Below are 19662 nucleotides of genomic sequence, written 5' to 3'. Positions count from 1 at the left end.
AGCGCCCATTCCGGGGACGCGCGGCGCCGCGCAACGCCAACGGCCCGCCCCGCGCCATCGCGCGCACACGCTGCCGCAACGCCGGCCATCGTCCGGCGACCACGTCGCGTCCCCCCATAGGGCTCAGCCGTGTGGAGCACCGTCCGCTAGGAGGAGATCCATGGCGGTTCTCTGCAAACCGGCCATCGCGGTACCCGAGCACGTCATCACCAACGAGGAAACACTCGAACTCGCGGAGCGGTTGCACGGTGACCATCCGCAACTCGGCCTGGTCCTCCGGCTGATCGAGCACACCGGCGTCCGCAAGCGTCATCTGATCCAGCCGATCGAGGAGACGCTGCGGCACCCGGGGCTGGACGCCCGCAGCATCGTCTACGAGGAGCAGACCAAGGAACGGGTGCCCGCCGTGGTGCGGCGCGCGCTCGACCAGGCCCAACTGGAGCCGCAGCAGATCGACTTGATCATCTACGTCTCCTGCACCGGCTTCATGATGCCGCCGGCCACCTCCTGGCTGATCAACGCCATGGGGTTCCGGCCGGAGACGCGGCAGCTTCCGATCGCCCAACTCGGCTGCGCGGCGGGCGGCGCGGCCGTCAACCGGGCCCACGACTTCTGTACGGCGTACCCGGACGCCAATGTGCTGATCGTCGCCTGCGAGTTCTGCTCGCTGTGCTACCAGCCCACCGACCTGGGGGTCGGATCGCTGTTGTCCAACGGCCTGTTCGGCGACGGGATCGCCGCGGCCGTCCTGCGGGGCGACGGCGGGACCGGCATCCGGCTGGAGCGCAGCAGCTCGTACCTGATACCGGACACCGAGGCGTGGATCTCCTACGCGGTCCGGTCCACCGGCTTCCACTTCCAGCTCGACAAACGGGTGCCGGGCACGATGGAACCGCTCGCTCCGGCGCTCTCCTCCGCCGCGGAGGACCACGACTGGAACGCCGGGAAGATGGACTTCTACATCATCCACGCGGGCGGCCCGAGGATCCTGGACGACCTCAGCTTCTTCCTCGACGTGCCGCCGGAGGCGTTCCGTTTCAGCCGGGCCACGCTCACCGAGTACGGCAACATCGCCAGCGCCGTGGTGCTGGACGCCATGGCCCGGCTGTTCGACGAGGCGTCCGCCCTCGACGGGGACCGCGGCCTGATGGCCGGATTCGGTCCCGGCATCACGGCCGAGATCTCCCTCGGCACCTGGGTCGCGGACTCCGAATCGGGGGAGTGAGCCGGACGTTCGCGGGTGCGCCTGTCCCGGCGGCCCGCGGACGGGACACCGGCGGACCGCCCCGCCCGGCTCCGGTGCCCCGCCCCGTACCGCCCCGCCCGGCTCCGGTGCCCCGCCCCGTACCGCCGCGTCCTGCCCCCGGCAGCCCGTGTCGCGCCTGCCGTCCCCCGGCGGCGCGTGCTTCAGTGAGCCATGGCCAAGGCAGGGACCACGGGGAGCCGGGGCGGCGCGGATCCCGACGCCGAGCAGGCGGGCACGCTCGACCGCAAGGGCGGGCCGGGGCACACCGTTCTGATGGCGCTGGCCTTCGCCGTGCCGGTCGTCAAGGTCGCGTACACGGTCGGGGGCGGTGACGCGGTCCGTGAGGTGCTCGTCGGGATGGAGCCCGCCAACTGGCCGGACGTCCTGATCGGGATGGTGCTCACCGATCCGCTGCTCGCCTCGGTGCTCGGCGTCGTCGTCTCCCGGGTGGTGTTCGCGCTGTTCGCGGCGCGCGGCGCGGTCCCGGCGGGCGGCGGTGTGGCGGGTGCCGCGCGGCGGGTGGCGCTGACCGTCGTCAACCCGGTGGCGGTCGGCACGATCATCACCTGCCTCTTCGGCTTCCGGTGGGGGCTCGGCACCTGCGCCGTCGCGTGTCTGCTGCGCGAGGGCGTGGTGGTGGAGTACCTGACCGGGCGGCGCCGCCTGAGAGGGGGGAGGGGCGGCGGCGCTCCGGCGTACCGGCCGGCCTCCTGGCTGCGCCGGGCGGCGGCCGTCGAGCAGTGGGTGGCGCTCGCCCTGACCGTGCTGGTCCTGCCGGTGCTGGCGTTCGTCTCCGCGCTGGACGGTCAGGCGTGGACGCCGATCGTGCGGTGCCAGGTCACGAACGGCACCGTGACCGTCAGCGACCGGCTGATCGAACTGGGCCGCAAGGGCAGCGGCATCGTCGGCTGGAACCTGGACTCCGAGCAGATCTCCAACGGCCAGGGCTGCACCCGGGTGGAGAGCCTGTACGTGAGGGAGCCGTGGTGGCGGGGGTGAGGCGCGGCGCCCCTCCGCCGAGGCCCGGTCCTCCGGATCAACGGGCCGCATATTTAAGTCAGTTGCTTGACTTGAGTGCGGGGGATCGGGTTGCCTGACCGGGCACGGGGCGGGCGCGGTCGGGAGGAGACGGGATGCGCGGGACGGTGCGGGCCGGTCAGGCGGAGGTGACGCGGACGCGGATCCTGCGCGCGGCGGAGCGGCTGTTCGCCGAGCGCGGCGTCTACGCGGTCTCCAACCGGCAGGTCAGCGAGGCCGCCGGCCAGGGCAACAACGCCGCGGTCGGCTACCACTTCGGCACCAAGACCGACCTGGTGCGGGCCATCGCCCGCGAGCACCTGGGCCGGATCGAGCAGGACCGGGCGCGCCGGGTGGACGCGCTGGACGCCACCGCGGACATCGCCGCGTGGGTCGGCTGCCTGGTGCGGCCCACCACCGAGCATCTGGCGTCCCTGGGCAGTCCCACGTGGTTCGCGCGGTGCTGCGCCCAGGTGATGACCGATCCGGCGCTCCAGGACGTCTTCGCCGAGGAGTCCCTAGGGTCACCTGCGCTGGTACGGACCCTGGAGGGGCTCAACCGCTGCCTGCCCGACCTGCCGCCCGAGGTCCACGCCGAACGGGGCGCGATGGCACGGCAACTGATCGTGCACACCTGCGCCGAACGGGAACGCGCCCTCGCCGACCGCACCGCCACCGTGCGCAGCAGTTGGCACACCACGGCCACCGGGCTGATCGACGCCCTCACCGGTCTGTGGACCGCACCGGTGACACCGACCGGCTGACGGCCACCGGGGACGCCCGCCGGCGGTGCCTCCCCGGGGCGGCCGGTCGCCGAGGCCACCCGGGGAGGGACGGCTCGCCGGGCACCCGGGGACGCCCGGTCCGCCGCACCCCGGGGCACGACCCGGCTCGGCGCCCACCCCGGGCCGGCCGGTCCGCCCGGCCCCGTATCACCCGACCCACCACGCACCGCCGATACGTACCGCACCGCACCGGACCCGGCCCCCGGCCCGTCCGGGCGGGCAGACGAGGAGCGACACATGACCGGCACCGCAGTCCCGCACGGCACGGTCCCGGAGCGCACGGACCCGGACGGGATACCGGCGTTCCCGATGGACCGGGCGGCCGGCTGCCCCTTCGACCCGCCGCCGGGGCTGAGCGAGGCGCGGCGGCGCGGGCCGCTCACCCGGGTCCGGCTGTGGGACGGCAGCACGCCCTGGCTGGTGACCCGCCACGCCGACCAGCGCGCCCTGCTGGCCGACCCCCGGATCAGCTCCGACATCACGCGGCCCGGGTACCCGGCCTCCGCGCCCGTCACCGGCAGCGCGCGGATGAGCTTCATCCTGATGGACGACCCCGAGCACAACCGGCTGCGGCGGATGGTGACCGCACCGTTCACGGTCCGCCGGATGGAGGCGATGCGGCCCGCCGTCCAGCGGATCGTGGACGGCTTCCTCGACGACCTCCTCGCCGGGCCCGCCCCCGCCGACCTCGTCGCCCGCTTCGCGCTGCCGGTACCGTCGCTGGTCATCTGCGAACTGCTCGGTGTGCCCTACGCCGACCACGACTTCTTCCAGGAGAACAGCCGGGTCCTCATCAGCCGTACCGTCACACCGGAGCAGCGGACCGCCGCCCACGCCAACCTCACCGGCTACCTCGACGGACTGCTCGCCCGGAAGACCGCGGGCCCCGCCGATCTGCTGTCCGGGCTGGCCGGACGGGTCGACGCGGGCGAACTGACCCGGGAACAGGCCGCCGAGACGGGCGTGCTGTTGCTGCTCGCCGGGCACGAGACCACCGCCAACATGATCGCGCTGGGCACCCTCGCGCTGCTGGAGAACCCCGACCAGCTCGCCCTGGTACGCGACACCGACGACCCGAAGGTCGTCGCGTCGGCGGTGGAGGAGCTGCTGCGCTACCTCACCATCACCCACAGCGGACGCCGCCGCGCCGTCCTGGAGGACATCGAGATCGCCGGGCAGACCCTCCGCGCGGGCGAGGGCGTCATCCTCGCCAACGACCTCGCCAACCGCGACCCGGACGTCTTCCCCGAACCGGACCGCCTCGACCTCGCCCGCGACTCCCGCCGCCACCTCGCCTTCGGCTTCGGCGTCCACCAGTGCCTGGGGCAGACCCTGGCCCGCATCGAGCTGCAGGTCGTCCACAGCACCCTCCACCGCCGCATCCCCACCCTGCGCCTGGCCGCCGACCGCGCCGACCTCTCCTTCAAGCACGACGGTTCGGTGTACGGGGTGTACGAGCTGCCGGTCACCTGGTGAGAGGGCGGCCCCGGGGCGAGCCGCCCACCGCGTGCGCCTACGGGCGGTGCCTCCGCCGCCCGCGCCGCCCCGGGGCCGTACCCGCCCACCCCGGGGCCGTCACACGGTCTCCGGCACCTCCAGCAGCGCCCGTACCTCCTCGGCGGTGGTCTCCTCCAGCGTCTCGCCGACGAAGAGCCAGCGGGTGATGCCGACGGACTCCAGGAACGGCAGATCGTGCCCGGCGATCACCAGCGCACCCTGGTAGGACGCCAGCGCCGCCGTGAGCTGCCGCACCCCGGACAGGTCCAGGTTGTTGGTCGGCTCGTCCAGCATGAGCAGTTGCGGGGCGGGCGCGGCGAGCATCGTCGCGGCGAGCGCGGCGCGGAACCGCTCACCACCGGACAACGTGCCCACCAGCGCCTCCGCGCGGGCCCCCTTGAACAGGAACCGCGCGAGCTGCGCCCGCAGCGCGTTGTCGGTGACGCCGGGCGCCGTACGGGCCGCGTTCCGCGCCACGCTCAGACCGTCGTCCAGGATGTCCAGCCGCTGCGGCAGGAAGCGCAGCGGGACGAACGTCCGCGCCTCACCCGACACCGGCTCCACCTGCCCGGCCAGGGTGCGCAGCAGCGTCGTCTTCCCGGCACCGTTCCGGCCGATCAGCGCGACACGCTCCGGGCCGCGCACCTCCAGATCGCCCTCCCGCAGCAGCCCGTGGCGCGGGCGCAGCGCCGTCAGCCGCAGTACGGTGCGGCCCGCGGGGACCGCCGTGTGCGGCAGGTCCACCCGGATCTCGGCGTCGTCCCGGATCGCGTCCGCGGCCTCCTCGCGCCGCTCCCTGGCCTCCTGGAGGCGGTCCTCGTGGATGCCGCGGACCCGGTCGGCGGACTCCTGGGCGGAGCGCTTGCGCTCCCCGGCGACGATGCGCGGCGCCCGCCGCTGCGCGTCCAGCTTCGCGCTCTGCCGGCGGCGCCGGGCCGCCTTGACGCGGCTCTCCTCCAGCTCCCGCTGCTGCCTGCGGACGTCCGCCTCGGCGGTACGCAGCGTCCGCGCGGCCGCGTCCTGCTGGGCGGCGACGGCCTCCCGGTACGCGGACCAGCCGCCGCCGTACCAGGTCACGCCGGTGGAGCGGAGCTCGGCGGTACGGTCCATGCGCTCCAGCAACTCCCGGTCGTGACTGACCACGATCAGCGCGCCGGAGCGCCAGGACGCGACGGCCTCGTACAGCCGCCGCCGCGCGAACACGTCGAGGTTGTTGGTCGGCTCGTCCAGCAGCAGGACATCGGGGCGGTCGAGGAGCAGCGCGGCCAGCCGCAGCAGGACGGTCTCGCCGCCGGACATCTCGCCGACGGTCCGGTCGAGCCCGAGGGAGCCGAGCCCGAGGGAGCCCAGCATCGCCAGGGCGCGCTCCTCGATGTCCCAGTCGTCGCCGAGCGCGGTGAAGTGCGCCTCGTCGGTGTCGCCGGACTCGATGGCGCGCAGCGCGGCGCGCCGCTCCGTGACACCGAGGGCGTCCTCGACCCGCAGACCGGTGTCGAGGGTGAGGTTCTGCGGCAGGTACCCGAGGGTGCCGGTGACGCTCACCGTGCCCTCGGCGGGCCGCAGCTGACCGGCGATGAGCCGCAGCAGCGTGGATTTTCCGGTGCCGTTGTCGCCGACGAGACCGGTGCGGCCCCGGCCGATGACGAGGGAGAGCCGGTCGAGGACGGTACTGCCGTCGGGCCACCGGAACGTCACGCCGGAACAGGTCACCGAGGCTTGCGGAACGGGGGGTCGGGACATGGTTCTTCTCGCAGTCTGCACGCAGGAACGGGGGCGTCGTAGGCGAGCACCACGCGGCGACCGGCCGGGGAGGGGGAGGTGCGGTCCTGGCAAGGGAGGACGGCTCATGCACCGAGGTCGCATCCGCGCGAGGTCACGGGCGGCAGAGTGCCGGCACGGCGTGACAGGCGTACGGCGGGGCCGTACCGCGCGATGGTCGCGGACCTCAGATGCGCAACGTCCACCTCTATCGGAGACAACAGGACCCGGAAACCGTACCTCAGGCGGGAGCGGGACGCATCGGGAATTTCTTCGGGGGGAGGAGGAGCGGGGCGGGGGCACGGGGTCGGGGCGAGCGGCGGTGAGCCGGGGCGGGGCGGTCGGTGGTGGGGCAGGTCGGTTGGCAGGCAGGCCGGCGAGGTGGGGGACGGTGCCTCGGGGCCGGTTCGCCGGGGTTTTCCGGGGGCTTCCCGGGGTTCCGGCAGTCTTCCGTGCCTGCCCTCCGCCCGCGCCCGGGGCCTCCCGTAACTCCGCGCCCTGGGGGCTCCCGGGACCTTCCGGCGTTCCCCGGCTGTCCGCCCGAGGCCCCGGTCCGCCACCGTCCGGCCCGCCACCCCGCCCGGTCAGGCGCCGCGTCCCCGCCGCCCTGACCGGCCCGGCGCCGCGCGTCGCCCGGCCCGCTCTCTCGGCCGTGCGCCGGGCCAGGGGGCCGCTGTCAGACCCCCGTGCCACGATGCGGGCATGAGCATTCCCGAACGTGTCATGCCGCCGATGGACGCCGACGAGCGGACTTCCCTGACCAGTTGGCTCGATTTCTACCGCGCCACCCTCGCGGGCAAGTGCGAGGGGCTGACGGAGGAGCAGTTGCGCACGGCTTCCGCGCCGCCCTCGCCGCTCACCCTCACCGGCCTCGTCCGGCATCTCGCGGAGGTCGAGCGGCACTGGTTCCGCCAGGTCCTCACCGGGGAGGACATCCCCGATCTGTTCCCCCAGGACCCCGGTGCCGACGGCATGAGCGGCGGCTTCGGCGGCGCCGGGGAGATATCGGGCGAGGAGGCCCTGGCCCTGTGGCACGCCGAGGTCGAGCACGCCCGCCGCAACTGCGCCGACCGCTCCCTGGACGGCACCGGAGTGCTGGGGGAGGCCCGCGTCACCCTCCGCTGGATATACACCCACATGATCGCCGAGTACGCCCGCCACTGCGGCCACGCCGACCTCATCCGCGAACGCATCGACGGCCGCACGGGCTTCTGACAGCCGCCCCGGCCGGGGGAGCCGGGAGCCCCGGACGTCCGGGCGCCCCGGGGGCCGTGGCTCCCCGGGGTTCCCGGCGGTCAGTCCCGGGGCGCGATCTCGCGGCCGTCCTCCCGCACGGTGATCGCCATCGCCGGGCACAGGTCCGCGGCGTCCAGGGCCAGTTCGTCATCCCCGTCGATCTCCTCGCGCACCGGCCGGGAGCGGGGGCCGTCCAGGACGAACAGTCCGGGCGCGGTTCCGGCGCAGATGCCGGAGCCGATACAGCGCAGCGGATCCACCTCCACCTGCCGGCTCATGGGCTCACCACCCCACCGGCAGCACGCGCGGACCGCGTACCAGCATCTCGGTCTTCCACTGCACATCGCCCGCGACGTGCAGCCCCGGGAAGCGGGTGATCAACGCGCCCAGCGCCTCCTGGAGTTCCAGCCGGGCCAGCGGCGCGCCCAGGCAGTGGTGGACGCCGTGGCCGAAACCGAGGTGCTGGTTGCCGGTCCGGGTGAAGTCCAGGGTGCCGGGGGACGAGAAGCGGAGCGCGTCGCGGTTGGCGGCGCCCACCGCGACCAGCACCGGCGTCCCGGCCTCCACCAGCGTGCCGCCGACCTCGATGTCCTCGGTGGCGTAGCGCGGCTGGCCCGCGCCGCTGCCCAGCGGTACGAACCGCAGCAGCTCCTCCACCGCCCCGGCCATCAGCTCCGGCCGCTCCCGCAGCCGGGCCAGCTCCTCGGGGTGATCGAGCAGGGTGAGGACGAAGTTGGGGATCTGCGTCGCGGTCGTCTCGTGTCCGGCGACGAGGATGCCCACGCACAGATCGACCAGCTCCAGCTCGGAGAGGCGGTCCCCGGCGTCCCGCGCGTCGATGAGCGCCGTCATCAGGTCGTCCTGCGGACGGCTGCGGTGCTCCTCGATCAACTTCCGCATGTAGGAGCGGAGTTCCTCGCGGTTGGCGTTGAATTCCTCCGCCGTCAGTGAGCTGGTCGACAGTGCCGCGTCGCTCCAGGCCCGGAATTTCGGCCGGTCCTCGACGGGCACCCCCAGCATCCGGCAGATGACCGCGACCGGGATCGGCAGCGCGTAGCGGTCCACGAGATCGGCGGGCGGACCGGCGTCCTCCAGCTCGTCCAGCAACTGGCCGGTCAACTCCTTGACCTGGGGCCGGAGTTTCTCCACCTGGCGGACGGTGAACGCCTTCGCCACCAGGGAACGCAGCCGGGTGTGCTCGGGCGGGTCCATGCTGAGGATGCCGCTGTCGCGGCTGCCCTCGGACTGCCGCGGCTCATCGTGTTCGAGCCCCAGGGCGCGGCTGAAGCGCTGGTCACCGAGGACGAAGCGGGCTTCGGCGTACCGCGTCACCAGCCAGGCGGGCTCCCCGTAGGCCATACGGACCCGCAGCAGTCCGGGGCTGTTGCGGGCTTCGTCGTACACCTCGGACAGCGACAGGTTGTCGGCGGTGTTGAAGGGATAGGAGAGGGGTGCTGTGTCAGCTGTGGTCACGGTGACCTCCCTTGTGTAAGCACCTGCTTACAAACGTTAGGGCGCCGGTCCGCGGACGGTCAACGACCGGTTACGGCCGTTATCCTGACGGACCGTCCGGAGAGGAGCACCATGGCGAACCCCGCCGGCGTACCGGCCGGTTCACCCCGTAGGAGAGACGCCCGGGCCACCCGCCGCAGACTGCTGGAGGCCGCCGCTGACCTCTTCGCCGAGCGCGGTTACGACGCCGCCACCGTGCGGGACATCGCGGACCGGGCCGGTGCCAACCAGGCGCTGCTGTTCCGCTACTTCGGGTCGAAGAGCGCGCTGCTGACGGAGGTGATGGCGCACAGCGGACAGGAGCAACTGCGCTCCACACCCCCGGAGAAACTGTTCGAGACGACGCTGCGCGGCATGCTCACCCACCACGGCAAGGAGCCCCACGACCGTTCCCTCGCGGTGTATCTGCGCTCCCTGGGCGGGGCCGATGACGCCACGGAGACGGTGAAGGCGCTGGGGGAGGAGTACGTGGAGGTGCTCGCGACGCTCTCCGGGGCGAAGGACGCGGCGCTGCGCGCGGATCTCGCCATGGCCTGGCTGCTGGGCATCGGCATGATGCGGGTCGTCGTCGGCCGCGAACCCCTCGCCAGCGCCGACCCGGACGACGTCTGCGAACTGGTCCTCGGCCTCCTCTGGCGCCTCCTGGACGGGGTGCCGCCCCCGGACGGGGCCGCGCCGCCGGAGCCGGAGGCGCCCTGATGCCCACCGCCACCGGGGCGCCGTTCGGACCGCGCGCTGTCACCGGCACCCCCTAACCTGGAAGCAGGTTCACGGAGTTCGGGGGCGGGGATGGGCGACACGGATTCTTTCCGGGCCGAGGCGGGCGAGGGCGGGCGCGTCCACCAGGCGGGCCGGGACCTGCACATCATCACCTACGGCGGGCCCGCCCCCGGGGCGGCGGGGCCGGACGCCGAGGCCCCGCCCGGCCCCGAGGAGCTGCTGGCGCGCTTCGCGGACGCGCCGCTGCCCGCCCAGGTGCTCGACGCGGCGGCGCTGGCCGCCGTGCCGCCGCCGGACCCCGGCCCCGCGCCCGAGGCGCTGGCCGCGGCGGTCGGCACGCTCGCCGGTGCGGCCGTGCCCGCGCTCCCGCCCACGGCGCCGGAGGGCACGGCCCCGGTCCGCATCCGCTGTCTGCGCCCGCCCGCCGCCCCTCCCGGCGGCCCCGCGCGGCCGGCGCTCGACGCCTGGGCCGCCGCGCTGCTGGAGCGCGCCCTGCCCCGGCGCACCGACGACGCCGCACTCCCGCTGTTCGCCCCGCACGTCCGCGCCCTCCTGCGGCGCTCCGGCGGGACGCGGCCCGAGCCGGTCGCGGCGGGCCGCCGCCTCCGGGACGGCTTCGAGCGGTGCGGCGCCTACGGGGCGGCGCTGCCGTTCGCCGAGCTGATCGTGGCCTGCCCGGAGGGCGAGGGCCTCGCCGACGCCCTGGCCCTCGGCCGCCTGCGGGTGCGCTGCGGGGAGTACGCCGAGGCGGAGGCGGCGTTGCGGCCGGCGCTGGCCCGGGCGGACGAGGCGGTGACCGCCCGCGGGCTGACCCTGGCCGGGCGGACCGGCCCGTCCCTGGGCGAGCTGCTGCGGGAGAACGCCGAGGGGCCCTTCACCGGCAAGCTCTCCTCCGTCGACGGCGAGGTGCTGGTCCGGGCCGCCGATGTGCTGACGGTGCTGGCCGGTGCGGTGTGCGGGCGGCGCCGGTACGTGGAGGGGGAGCAACTGCTGCTCTCCGCCAACGGGCTGTACTGGCGTGTCCTGGGCGCCGCCCATCCGGCGCGGATCCTCACCCAGCTCCACCGCGCCCGCGTCCGGGGCCGCCAGCGCCTGTGGGGCGAGGCGCTGTCCCTGCTTCACGACGCCCTGTCCTTCCGGGACGCGGCGGCCCTGGAGCGCGACCATCCCCGCGCGGCCGCGCTCATCCGCCTCACCCATGCCGAGGTGGCCGGCGAGGCGGTCCGCGGCCTGGCCGAGGACGGCCCGGGCCGCACCCGCGCCGTGGGCGTGTTCCCCGCCCCCGTCGTCCGCTTCCTCGATGCCACTGTCAGCCGCCCGCCGCGACCCACCCCCGCCGACGCCCGCCGCCTGGCGAAGGAGGCGGTCGAGGCGTGCGAGCGCGCGTACGGCCCCTGGCATCCACGGACCCGTGAGGCCAGGGCGCTGCCGGCCCACCGGAAGCCGGACGGCCGGCGGAGCGGCCCGGATCCGTGATCACCCGGCGGGGAAAAAGGTTGGACGGCATATGGCCGGGGCTTGTAGCTTGCGCCTGACCGTGACGCCGCCCGAGGAGGTGAGAGACCCATGACCGCTGTATCGACGTGGGTGCTCCCCCTTCCCGTCACGGCCGGCGACTGACGTAGCGGTCGCCGGGAGCGCCTCGATCACAAGGCACTCCCGAAAGGCATCACCGTGCACTCTCCGCACTTCACCGCCGACTCGTCGGCGAACGGCATCCGCGAACGCGACTTCACCGTCGGCGACGTCCCCGGAGTCCTCTGGTCGCCGTCCTCCGGCGCCGACCGGGCGCCCCTGGTCCTGATGGGCCACGGCGGCGGCGCCCACAAGAAGCATCCGGCGATGCTGGGCCGGGCCCGGCCCCTGGTGACCGGCCACGGCTTCCACGTCGCCGTCATCGACGCCCCCGGCCACGGCGACCGGCCGCGTACCGCACAGGACGAGCGGGACATCGCCGCCCTGCGCGCGGCACAGGCGGCGGGCGCGCCGGAAGGCCCGGTCGTCGTCCCCTACAACGCCCGCCTGGCGGAGCGGGCCGTGCCCGAGTGGCAGGCGACCCTGGACGCTCTTCAGACACTCCCGGAGATCGGCGCCGGGGGCCCGGTGGGCTACGCCGGTATCGCCCTGGGCACCGCGATCGGGGTGCCGCTGGTGGCGGCGGAGCCCAGGATCAAGGCCGCCGTCCTCGGCATGATGTGGCCCGATGCCCTGATCGGGGCGGCGAGGCGGATCACCGTCCCGGTCGAGTTCACCCTGCAGTGGGACGACGAGCGCATCCCGCGCGAGGCCGCCCTCACGCTCTTCGACGCCTTCGCCTCGAAGGAGAAGACACTGCACGCCAACGCGGGCGCCCACGCCGATTTCCCCAGGTTCACCGAGGCCGACAGCGCGGCCCGCTTCCTCGCCCGGCACCTCGGCCCGTCGGTCGGTGCACGGGCCTGAGGGCGGGCGGCCGACGGCACCCGGCCGCTTGCCGGGGGCCGTCGGCCGTGGGGTGGACGGTGGTCCCGGAAGACTGCCCCGCCCGCATCTGCGCAGGCAGGGGCGGTCCGCTCGGGAGGAGGGCACCCTGGAGGAGGCGACCGCGTCCGGCCGGGTCCGCCCGGCCCGGCGCTCCTTCCGAGCGACCGCCCGACCGAGGGCGGCGGGGCCGGTGAAGGGCTGGGCCTTGCGCGCCCGGCGTGATCACATACGGGATGACTTCTTCCTGGACCGGGCAGCGGGTACGGCTGCGTGCGATCGAGCCCGGCGACTGGGCCGCGTTCCAGCGCTTCGCCGCAGATGAGGAGGGCTCGGTGACGTGCCGCGTCCCCCGCGTTCCACCGAGAGCTTCCGCGCGTGGGCGCGGGAGCGGGCCGCCGCCGAGGGGGACTGCTTCCGGCTGGTGATCGAGGCCCTGGACACGGGCGGGGCGGTCGGTGCCGTCGGCACGTCGTACGCCGATCCGCACGCCGGACGGTTCGAGTACGGCATCACGCTGGAGTCCGGCCACCGGCGTAAGGGGTATGCGACGGAGGCGGCGGTGCTCCTGTTGCGTTTCCTCTTCGCCGAGCGGCGCTACCACAAGTGTGAGGTGCGGATCTTCGCGCACAACACGGCCTCCCTGGCGCTCCACCGGCGCCTGGGCTTCGTCGAGGAGGGGCGTCTGCGCGACCACGTCTTCCTCACCGGGCGGCATCAGGATCTCGTCGTGATGGGTCTGCTGGCCGACGAGTTCGCCCGGCTGCACCCGGCGGGTGCGCCGTGCGCCTCCCCGCATCACTCCCGCTGATGCGCAGCCCGCGCCGCGTCCACGAAGTGTTCCAGGGCCTGCCAGAACGGGTGGTAGGCGGCGTCGAGGTGGTCGCGGCCGGTGGGGTCGCCGGCGAGTTCGGTGGTGATGCCGGTGAAGAAGGGGCCGGTGGCCTTCTGGAGGGAGAGGGCCGCGGTGGCGGCCGCGGGCGGGCCCTCCAGTTCGACGACGCGGGCGCAGCGGCGGATGCGGGCGTACTCCGTGATCTCGCGGTCGTGGAGTTCGCGGAGGGTGGCGAGGCGTTCGGGGGAGTCGGGGCGGCGCAGGAGTGCGGAGGTCTCCCAGTACAGCTCGCCCATGCGGTGGGCCTGCTCGATGAGGTCGAGGTAGGCGGTGCGGCGGCTCTCCCGCAGCCGTTCGGCGCGTTGGGTGCGGGCGGCGGTCTCCGCCTGGATGGTGGCGGCGCGGGCGCTGCCGCGGCCGGTCACCCAGCTCGCGAGCACCGCGGTGCCGCCCGTCACCGCGGCGATGGCCAAGGTCCACAGCGTGCCGTTGTCCCCCATGCGGCGTCACGATACCGAGGGCGGGGGAGCGGTCCGGGGGCCGGTGGCCGTCCCGCCGGGCGCGGTGGCCCGGGGTGCGGGACGATGGAGGTCCCAGACGTCACGCGCATCGCCGAAGAGGCAGCCATGGAGTATCCGGAAGCCTTTGAGCTGGTGTTCCAGTCGTCCGCCGTCGCCGACGACGTGGTGGTCGTCCGGCGCACCGCGGCCGCCGGCGCGGGCGGATTTCCCATCTACGAGGACGAGACGGGCATCGTCCGCGCCGAGATCAGCGACCGCGGTGAGGTCCGGATGCTGGCCAGCGGCGGGCACCAGGAGATCGGCGTACCGCTCCTGGCCCGCGCACTGAAACCCTTCTGACCCGGACGCCGTACGGATTGCGGCCCGCCCCGCGGGGTCCCCCGTACGGCGGCCGTGATGTGTACGGGTGGGTCAGTCGATGACCAGCTCGCCCATGGCGCTCCAGCCGGTGGCGCCCTCGATGGTGGTGCTCACGATCTCGGGGGTGTGCCGCAGCAGCGGGCGCATGGTCTCCAGCCCGGCCCGGAAGTGGTCGGAGGTGACGTGGGCCTCGGCGGCGTCGTCCTGGAACGCTTCGACGAGGGTGTAGGACAGCGGGTCCTCGACACCGCGGGACCACTCGAACCAGAGGTTGCCGGGCTCGGCCCGCGTCGCCTCGGTGAACGCGGCGACGTGCTGCGGCCACTCCTCGGCGTATTCGGGCTTCACCGGAAACTTCACAACAATAAAGATCATTCGGTGATTCTAGGGCATCTCCGGCAGGTGGGGGCGGCGGGTCCCGCGGCCCCCACCGTGGCGTGCGGTCAGGCGGCCGCGGGTGCGATCCGCGCGGTGACGCAGGGGTCGCCGGTGCGGTAGCCGAGGCGGTCGTAGAGCCGTTCGGCGGGGGCGTTGCCGCCGAGCTGCCACAGGGTGCACACGCCGTCGGTGCGGACGGCGTGCCGGGTCAGCCAGGAGGTGAGCGCGGCGCCGAGTCCTTCGCCGCGCCGGGCCGCGTCGGTGGCGACGGAGACCATCAGCGGTGCGCCGCTGTCCCGCAGACGGCTCAGCGCCCCGCACGCCACCAGCCGCCCGGACGCGTCGCGGATCCCGGCCCACAGGGTGACGTCGGGGGAGCCGGGGCCCGTGGAGTGGGCGGGGCTGTGCTCGGCGAGGAAGGTGCGCAGCTCGTCGTGGTGGGCGGTGTCCAGCGCCTGTACCCGCTGCTCCGCGGGGTGGACGGGCGGTTCCTGTTCCGTCCAGCGGAAGACCCAGTCGACGGCGTCGGTCACCGGGAGGTGCCGCCCGACGAGGACATCGCAGCCGCGCGGCACGGTGAACTCCCGCACCCGGTCCGGGAGTCCGTGGGCGGCGCGCAGGACGAGCCCGGCGGCGGCGTCCGGGTCCCCGACGCTCAGCACCTGGCCGCGATCGAGCCAGGCGGCGGCGCGGGTGCCGCTCCAGCTGATCCGGTCGGCCGGGCGGCGCCGCGCGACTCCGTAGCGCAGCAGAGCGGTACCGGCCCGCGACTCCAGACCCTGACCGAGCGGGTCGGTGGTGCGGGGAGCGAGTGTCGTTGCCTGCATAACGTTCTCTCGGGGCGTGGGGAGGCCGACGGGCCGGGCGCGCGCGGGCGCGACCGGTGACGGGCCGTTTTCGGGAAGTGGGGGTCCGGCGGCGGCAGCGCGGACGCGCGCCCGGCCGGCCGGAGGACCACTGTCGCACACCGCCCCGACCCCGGCGCAACTCCGCGCCGCCGTCCGCCCGCCTCGCCTTCGCAGGGCAGGTCGCGTCCGGGCCCCCGAAGCGCAGGCGGATGCCCGCGTGGACCATCGGACGCGGGCGTCGGCCCGGTCGGCCCGTCCTCGTACCGGAGTCGTCAGGCGTCGTCGTCGGGGGCGGCGGGCGAGGCGTTGTAGCGGCCGAGGAGGCGGTGCAGGGTGGCGACCTCCTCGGGGGTCCAGCCGTGGGTGCGAGCGGCGACCTCGCGGTGCAGCCGGGTGGCCGCGAGGGCGAGGAGTTCCCGCCCGCGGTCGCTGATCCGCAGGAGCTGGACCCGGGAGTTGGCCGGGTCGCGGTCGCGTACCACCAGACCGGCGCGGTGCAGATCGGCGACCTGGCGGCTGATGGTGGACTTGTTGAGGCCGTACAGACCGGTGAGGTCGCCCGCGCGGACGCCGTCGCGTTCGGCCATCTCGGTCAGGAGGGAGTAGCCGACGAGGGTCAGCTCGGGGTGGAACCGTTCGGCGTTGGCCCGGAAGCGCCGCGCGAGGATCACCAACTGGCGTTCCAGTCCCGGGAGTTCACCGTCTCCGTCGTGATGGTCCATCGCGCCCGCCTCGCCCTTCCCGCGTCGGCCCGGCCGGTCGCCGGGCCCGCCCCGCATGATCACATGTCCGCCCGGACGCGCGGCCGCGATGCGGGTCCGCCGGGGCACTTGGGAGTGGCGCCCCGGCGGCGTACAGTGAGCGCGGAAGTTGAGTTGCGCAATGCAACGCGACACGTCCTGGGGTGCGTACGGCGAGAGGCCGTCCGGTGGCCGGGCCGCCACGCGCCCGTGCGGGTGGCGCACCGCCGTCCGCGCGGCGTCCGGCCCGCCCGGTGCGCGCCGGGCACCCCGTACGGAGAAAGGTGCAGCACATGCCCGAGACCGGTAACGGCGCTCTCGCCGGAATCCGTGAGGTCGCCGTGGTCGGGGGTGGTGTGATCGGTGCTTCGTGGGCGGCGCTCTTCCTGGCCCGCGGCCTGGCGGTGACCGTCAGTGATCCGCAGCCCGGTGTGGAGGAGGCCGTCCGCGGGCACATCGCGGGGGCCGCGCCCGCCCTGAAGGCGCTCGGCCTCGACACCTCCCGCCTCACCGCCCGGCTCACCTTCGAGCCGGACCTGGCCACCGCGGTCCGCGGGACGGACCTGGTGCAGGAGAACGGCCCGGAACGGCTCGACGTCAAGCACGAGATGTGGCGGACCATCGAGGACAACGCCCCCGCCGGTGCGCTGCTCGCGACCTCGACCTCCGGTATTCCCGCCACCGAGATCGCCACCGTCCTCAAGGAGCCGGGGCGGCTGGTCGTCGGTCACCCGTTCAACCCGCCGCACCTCGTCCCGCTGGTCGAGGTCGTCCCCGGGGAGAAGACCTCGCAGGAGACGGTCGAACGGGCCCGCGCCTTCTACGCGGCGCTCGGCAAGCGGCCGCAGGTCCTGCGCAAGGAAGTGCCCGGCTTCGTCGCCAACCGGCTCCAGTCCGCGATCTTCCGCGAATGCGTCCACCTGGTGAGCGAAGGCGTCGTCACCATGGCGGAACTGGACTCCGTCGTCACCTCCTCCCTCGGCCCGCGCTGGGCCGTCGACGGCCCCTTCCGCTCCTTCCACCTCGGCGGCGGCGAAGGCGGACTCCCGCACTTCATGGACCACCTCGGCATCGGCATGGAACGCGCCTGGGCCGCCATGGCCCAGGAGCAGGTCGCGTTCGACGAGCCCACCAAACGGCTCCTGACCGAACAGACCGAGGACTTCGGCGGCACCATCGACGAACTCGCCGCCGAACGCGACCGCAAGCAGATCGCCGTCCTCCGCGCCCTCGGCGAGGACTTCGACGACTGACGCGCGCGGGCGCGGCGCGCCGGGGAGCCTCGCGGGGCGCCGCGCCCGACGGTCCGGCCGGGCCGTTCGCTCCGGGATGGGCATTCGCGGTGGGCCGCCCGGCCCGTCGGCGCCGGCCCGGTGCCGAGACCGGCACCGGGCCCGGGGCACCTGCGGCAGGGTGCCCGGCGTGACCGATCCGTCCGGCCCTGGCCCTTGTCGCGAAGATCGTTTCCGTTGGACGCTGAGGCATGCGCACTCTTCCGACCTTCGTCCTCGTCCACGGGGCCTTCGCCAACTCCTTCTCCTTCGCGCCGCTCCAGGCCGAACTCGCCCTCCTGGGGCACCGGTCCGCCGCGATCGACCTGCCCGGACACGGCTTCGAGGCGACCTTCCCCGCCGCGTACCAGGCGCCGCAGGACCTCGACGCGCTCGCCGCCGCACCGGGCGGCATCAGAGAGGTCACCCTCGCCGACGCCGTCGCCCGCGTCATCGGCGTACTGGAGCGGGCCAAGCGGCACGGCCCGACCGTGCTCGTCGGCCACAGCCGGGGCGGCATCACCCTCACCGCCGTCGCCAACGCCCGGCCCGACCTCATCGACCGCCTCGTCTACGTCTCCGCCTGGTGTCCGGTCGACCTCGACGTCGCGGGCTATTACGCCGGGCCGGAGATGGCGGCCACCGACCAACGCGCCCTGGCGACGGCGCTCGTCGGGAATCCCGCCGAACTCGGCCTGCTCCGCAACAATTTCCGTACCGCCGACCCGGAGGCGCTCGCCGCATTGCGCGCCACCATGGGCGCCGACCTCACCGACGATGAATTCCGCACCTTCCTGAACACCTTTCAGCCCGACGACAATCTCGACGCCGGAACCCTTGACGACCGCGCCGGGGAAGCCACGTGGGGCCGCGTTCCCAGGACGTACGTACGGCTGGCCGAGGACATCGCCATTCCGCTCGCCATGCAGGACCGGATGATCCGCGAAGGTGACGCGCTCACCCCCGGCAACCCCTTCGACGTCCGCACTCTCCCGGGCAGTCATCTGCACTGGCTCGTTCACCCGGAGCCCGCCGCCGCACTGCTCGCGGGGCTCGTCGCGGACTGACGTTCCCCCTGGTGACCGATGGTGCGGAAGGGGTGTACCGTCGGTCACCGCCGGGTGCGGGACGCCGGGTCCGAACGCATCGGGGGCCGCCCCGCCGAGGCCGGTCAATTCCCTTGAGAAAAGCCGGAGTTGCTCTTCGGGCGGACCGCGGGGGGAATGGGGATTCCCGGGAGGTGCGGCACTTCTCCGGAAAGACGGAGAACCGGGACGGACGCGGTATCCGGAAAGCCGGGAAACCGCGCATTGCTACAGCGGTATGTCAGCCTCATGGCGGAAATGCGTAAAGCCTGGTGCCGCCGCCGGGGAGCGGGCAAGACTGGCGTTCGCACATCTGTGCTCATGTCCCGTTCTCCCGGAAAGCTCCACGGCAATGCAGAAACCCCGCAGATCCGGCGCCCCCGCGGCCCGCCCCAGGAGGTGGGGCACATGCTGCGCCATGTGACGCGCAAGGCGGCGGGCTGGCTCCTGATGATCGCGGTCGCCACCAACGCCACCTATTTCCTGGCGAGTTGGTTCCTCGATCCGCGCGCCAACTTCCGGGACCTGCGGCCGGTCCGTACCGAGGCGCAGATCGACCGGGCCCTCGCGCCCTACAACCTGGACCCGGGAGAGCCGCTGGTGCACCGGTGGTGGGAGTGGCTGACCTCCGTCGTCCTCCACTTCGACTGGGGGAAGTCCCCCACGGGCGTCGCCGTCAACGGCGAGATCGGCTACCGCGCCCTCGTCAGCGCCGAACTCGTCGTCCTCGCCACCGTCCTGTCCGTCGTGCTCGGTGTCGCGCTGGGCGTCTACACCGCGTCCCGCCAGTACGGCTGGGCCGACCGCGTCTCCCAGGCGCTCTCCATCCTGGTCCTGAACATCCCGACCTCCGTCGCCGCGCTCGCCGTGGTCTTCGTCGCCATCTGGCTCAACCAGCACGCCGGACTGCACTTCCTCTACGTCGCCGGGGAGAACTCCCCGAACGTCGAAGGGCTGCTCCCCACCCTCGGCGACCGGCTCCTCCATCTGATCCTGCCGACCCTGACGCTCACCTTGATGGGATACGTCGGCTACCACCTGACGCAGCGGTCGCTGCTGCTCGACACGCTCCACGCCGACTACGTCCGCACCGCCCGCGCCACCGGGCTCACCCGCGCCCAGGCGATCCGCCGGCACGCGCTGCGGACCGCGCTCATCCCCACGGCGACCTCCGTGGCGTTCAGCATCCCGGCGCTCTTCACCGGCGCCGTCATCACCGAGACGATCTTCGGCTGGAACGGTATGGGCCGCTACTTCCTCCAGACCATCGCCAAGAACGATGTGCACGGCACCGTCGCCACCGCCGCCTTCGCCGCCGCCCTGACCGCCGTCGGCGCGATCCTCGCGGACATCGCCACCGTCTTCCTCGACCCGAGAGTGCGGGTGAGCTGAG

Annotated in this window: 19 protein-coding genes and 1 pseudogene; 13 read left to right on the top strand and 7 right to left on the bottom strand. The window is 73.9% G+C overall.

What is annotated here, in order from left to right:
- Nucleotides 1-160: 160 nt before the first annotated feature.
- The 4 genes from ACGH2B_RS04720 to ACGH2B_RS04705 all read left to right on the top strand — a co-directional run bounded on the left by ACGH2B_RS04720 (nt 161) and on the right by ACGH2B_RS04705 (nt 4524).
- Nucleotides 161-1225 (top strand): type III polyketide synthase, encoded by a 1065-nt coding sequence (locus tag ACGH2B_RS04720; protein ID WP_399084542.1) that lies wholly within the window; start codon nt 161-163, stop codon nt 1223-1225.
- A gap of 192 nt (nt 1226-1417) precedes the next feature.
- Nucleotides 1418-2245, top strand: coding sequence for a hypothetical protein (locus tag ACGH2B_RS04715; RefSeq protein ID WP_399084539.1), 828 nt, complete (start codon nt 1418-1420; stop codon nt 2243-2245).
- 134 nt (nt 2246-2379) lie between these two features.
- On the top strand, nt 2380-3027 hold the full coding sequence (locus tag ACGH2B_RS04710) for a TetR/AcrR family transcriptional regulator (protein WP_399084536.1): 648 nt from the start codon (nt 2380-2382) through the stop codon (nt 3025-3027).
- 258 nt (nt 3028-3285) lie between these two features.
- Entirely contained in the window at nt 3286-4524 is a 1239-nt protein-coding gene (locus ACGH2B_RS04705) for a cytochrome P450 (protein ID WP_399084533.1), read from the top strand.
- 99 nt (nt 4525-4623) lie between these two features.
- Here the strand turns inward: ACGH2B_RS04705 and ACGH2B_RS04700 are convergent, their stop codons facing one another.
- A complete protein-coding gene (locus ACGH2B_RS04700) occupies nt 4624-6285 on the bottom strand; it encodes an ATP-binding cassette domain-containing protein (protein WP_399084530.1) in 1662 nt (553 codons plus the stop codon).
- A gap of 720 nt (nt 6286-7005) precedes the next feature.
- Here ACGH2B_RS04700 and ACGH2B_RS04695 point away from each other — a divergent pair.
- Nucleotides 7006-7518 (top strand): DinB family protein, encoded by a 513-nt coding sequence (locus ACGH2B_RS04695; protein WP_399084527.1) that lies wholly within the window; start codon nt 7006-7008, stop codon nt 7516-7518.
- Nucleotides 7519-7598: 80 nt separating this feature from the next.
- Here the strand turns inward: ACGH2B_RS04695 and ACGH2B_RS04690 are convergent, their stop codons facing one another.
- Nucleotides 7599-7817 (bottom strand): ferredoxin, encoded by a 219-nt coding sequence (locus ACGH2B_RS04690; RefSeq protein WP_399084524.1) that lies wholly within the window; start codon nt 7815-7817, stop codon nt 7599-7601.
- 4 nt (nt 7818-7821) lie between these two features.
- Entirely contained in the window at nt 7822-9012 is a 1191-nt protein-coding gene (locus tag ACGH2B_RS04685; protein ID WP_399084521.1) for a cytochrome P450, read from the bottom strand.
- Nucleotides 9013-9123: 111 nt separating this feature from the next.
- Here ACGH2B_RS04685 and ACGH2B_RS04680 point away from each other — a divergent pair, with 111 nt between their 5' ends.
- The 4 genes and pseudogenes from ACGH2B_RS04680 to ACGH2B_RS04665 all read left to right on the top strand — a co-directional run bounded on the left by ACGH2B_RS04680 (nt 9124) and on the right by ACGH2B_RS04665 (nt 13042).
- Entirely contained in the window at nt 9124-9750 is a 627-nt protein-coding gene (locus tag ACGH2B_RS04680) for a TetR/AcrR family transcriptional regulator (RefSeq protein WP_399084518.1), read from the top strand.
- Between the two features lie 90 nt (nt 9751-9840).
- Nucleotides 9841-11247, top strand: coding sequence for a hypothetical protein (locus ACGH2B_RS04675; protein ID WP_399084515.1), 1407 nt, complete (start codon nt 9841-9843; stop codon nt 11245-11247).
- Between the two features lie 198 nt (nt 11248-11445).
- Nucleotides 11446-12213 (top strand): alpha/beta hydrolase, encoded by a 768-nt coding sequence (locus ACGH2B_RS04670; RefSeq protein WP_399084513.1) that lies wholly within the window; start codon nt 11446-11448, stop codon nt 12211-12213.
- Nucleotides 12214-12467: 254 nt separating this feature from the next.
- Nucleotides 12468-13042 (top strand): annotated as a pseudogene (locus ACGH2B_RS04665) (GNAT family N-acetyltransferase).
- Here ACGH2B_RS04665 and ACGH2B_RS04660 read toward each other — a convergent pair.
- Complete coding sequence (locus ACGH2B_RS04660; protein WP_399084510.1) at nt 13030-13566, bottom strand: hypothetical protein; 537 nt, start codon at nt 13564-13566, stop codon at nt 13030-13032. The pseudogene ACGH2B_RS04665 and the gene ACGH2B_RS04660 overlap by 13 nt on opposite strands.
- Nucleotides 13567-13692: 126 nt before the next feature.
- Between ACGH2B_RS04660 and ACGH2B_RS04655 the strand changes: the two genes are divergently transcribed.
- Nucleotides 13693-13926: a DUF6296 family protein gene (locus ACGH2B_RS04655; protein ID WP_399084507.1), complete on the top strand. Its 234-nt coding sequence runs from the start codon at nt 13693-13695 to the stop codon at nt 13924-13926.
- Nucleotides 13927-13998: 72 nt separating this feature from the next.
- On the opposite strand, the gene ACGH2B_RS04650 is transcribed toward ACGH2B_RS04655, so the two are convergent.
- The 3 genes from ACGH2B_RS04650 to ACGH2B_RS04640 all read right to left on the bottom strand — a co-directional run bounded on the left by ACGH2B_RS04650 (nt 13999) and on the right by ACGH2B_RS04640 (nt 15895).
- Nucleotides 13999-14322, bottom strand: coding sequence for a putative quinol monooxygenase (locus ACGH2B_RS04650; protein ID WP_399084504.1), 324 nt, complete (start codon nt 14320-14322; stop codon nt 13999-14001).
- A 68-nt stretch (nt 14323-14390) separates the two neighbouring features.
- A complete protein-coding gene (locus ACGH2B_RS04645) occupies nt 14391-15152 on the bottom strand; it encodes a GNAT family N-acetyltransferase (protein ID WP_399084501.1) in 762 nt (253 codons plus the stop codon).
- 293 nt (nt 15153-15445) lie between these two features.
- Entirely contained in the window at nt 15446-15895 is a 450-nt protein-coding gene (locus ACGH2B_RS04640) for a MarR family winged helix-turn-helix transcriptional regulator (RefSeq protein ID WP_399084498.1), read from the bottom strand.
- A 311-nt stretch (nt 15896-16206) separates the two neighbouring features.
- On the opposite strand from ACGH2B_RS04640, the gene ACGH2B_RS04635 reads away from it, so the two are divergent.
- From ACGH2B_RS04635 to ACGH2B_RS04625, 3 genes are all read left to right on the top strand, one after another.
- On the top strand, nt 16207-17166 hold the full coding sequence (locus tag ACGH2B_RS04635) for a 3-hydroxyacyl-CoA dehydrogenase NAD-binding domain-containing protein (protein WP_399084495.1): 960 nt from the start codon (nt 16207-16209) through the stop codon (nt 17164-17166).
- A gap of 230 nt (nt 17167-17396) precedes the next feature.
- The gene (locus ACGH2B_RS04630) at nt 17397-18251 is read left to right on the top strand and encodes an alpha/beta fold hydrolase (RefSeq protein WP_399084492.1); all 855 of its coding nucleotides are present in this window, start codon (nt 17397-17399) and stop codon (nt 18249-18251) included.
- A 426-nt stretch (nt 18252-18677) separates the two neighbouring features.
- On the top strand, nt 18678-19661 hold the full coding sequence (locus ACGH2B_RS04625; RefSeq protein ID WP_399096705.1) for an ABC transporter permease: 984 nt from the start codon (nt 18678-18680) through the stop codon (nt 19659-19661).
- Nucleotide 19662 lies beyond the last annotated feature (1 nt).

This window comes from Streptomyces sp. BBFR2, from assembly GCF_044497305.1.
Taxonomy (GTDB): Bacteria; Actinomycetota; Actinomycetes; order Streptomycetales; family Streptomycetaceae; genus Streptomyces.
The sequence above is the reverse complement of the archived record's forward strand: the minus strand, read 5'-3'. Positions and strand labels throughout refer to the sequence as shown.

Excerpts from the sequence above, each read along its gene's own strand:
- ACGH2B_RS04720 (WP_399084542.1), top strand. The coding sequence starts at position 161 with ATGGCGGTTCTCTGCAAACCGGCCATCGCGGTACCCGAGCACGTCATC.
- ACGH2B_RS04715 (WP_399084539.1), top strand. The coding sequence starts at position 1,418 with ATGGCCAAGGCAGGGACCACGGGGAGCCGGGGCGGCGCGGATCCCGAC.
- ACGH2B_RS04710 (WP_399084536.1), top strand. The coding sequence starts at position 2,380 with ATGCGCGGGACGGTGCGGGCCGGTCAGGCGGAGGTGACGCGGACGCGG.
- ACGH2B_RS04705 (WP_399084533.1), top strand. The coding sequence starts at position 3,286 with ATGACCGGCACCGCAGTCCCGCACGGCACGGTCCCGGAGCGCACGGAC.
- ACGH2B_RS04700 (WP_399084530.1), bottom strand. The coding sequence starts at position 6,285 with ATGTCCCGACCCCCCGTTCCGCAAGCCTCGGTGACCTGTTCCGGCGTG.
- ACGH2B_RS04695 (WP_399084527.1), top strand. The coding sequence starts at position 7,006 with ATGAGCATTCCCGAACGTGTCATGCCGCCGATGGACGCCGACGAGCGG.
- ACGH2B_RS04690 (WP_399084524.1), bottom strand. The coding sequence starts at position 7,817 with ATGAGCCGGCAGGTGGAGGTGGATCCGCTGCGCTGTATCGGCTCCGGC.
- ACGH2B_RS04680 (WP_399084518.1), top strand. The coding sequence starts at position 9,124 with ATGGCGAACCCCGCCGGCGTACCGGCCGGTTCACCCCGTAGGAGAGAC.
- ACGH2B_RS04675 (WP_399084515.1), top strand. The coding sequence starts at position 9,841 with ATGGGCGACACGGATTCTTTCCGGGCCGAGGCGGGCGAGGGCGGGCGC.
- ACGH2B_RS04660 (WP_399084510.1), bottom strand. The coding sequence starts at position 13,566 with ATGGGGGACAACGGCACGCTGTGGACCTTGGCCATCGCCGCGGTGACG.
- ACGH2B_RS04655 (WP_399084507.1), top strand. The coding sequence starts at position 13,693 with ATGGAGTATCCGGAAGCCTTTGAGCTGGTGTTCCAGTCGTCCGCCGTC.
- ACGH2B_RS04650 (WP_399084504.1), bottom strand. The coding sequence starts at position 14,322 with ATGATCTTTATTGTTGTGAAGTTTCCGGTGAAGCCCGAATACGCCGAG.
- ACGH2B_RS04645 (WP_399084501.1), bottom strand. The coding sequence starts at position 15,152 with ATGCAGGCAACGACACTCGCTCCCCGCACCACCGACCCGCTCGGTCAG.
- ACGH2B_RS04640 (WP_399084498.1), bottom strand. The coding sequence starts at position 15,895 with ATGGACCATCACGACGGAGACGGTGAACTCCCGGGACTGGAACGCCAG.
- ACGH2B_RS04635 (WP_399084495.1), top strand. The coding sequence starts at position 16,207 with ATGCCCGAGACCGGTAACGGCGCTCTCGCCGGAATCCGTGAGGTCGCC.
- ACGH2B_RS04630 (WP_399084492.1), top strand. The coding sequence starts at position 17,397 with ATGCGCACTCTTCCGACCTTCGTCCTCGTCCACGGGGCCTTCGCCAAC.
- ACGH2B_RS04625 (WP_399096705.1), top strand. The coding sequence starts at position 18,678 with ATGCTGCGCCATGTGACGCGCAAGGCGGCGGGCTGGCTCCTGATGATC.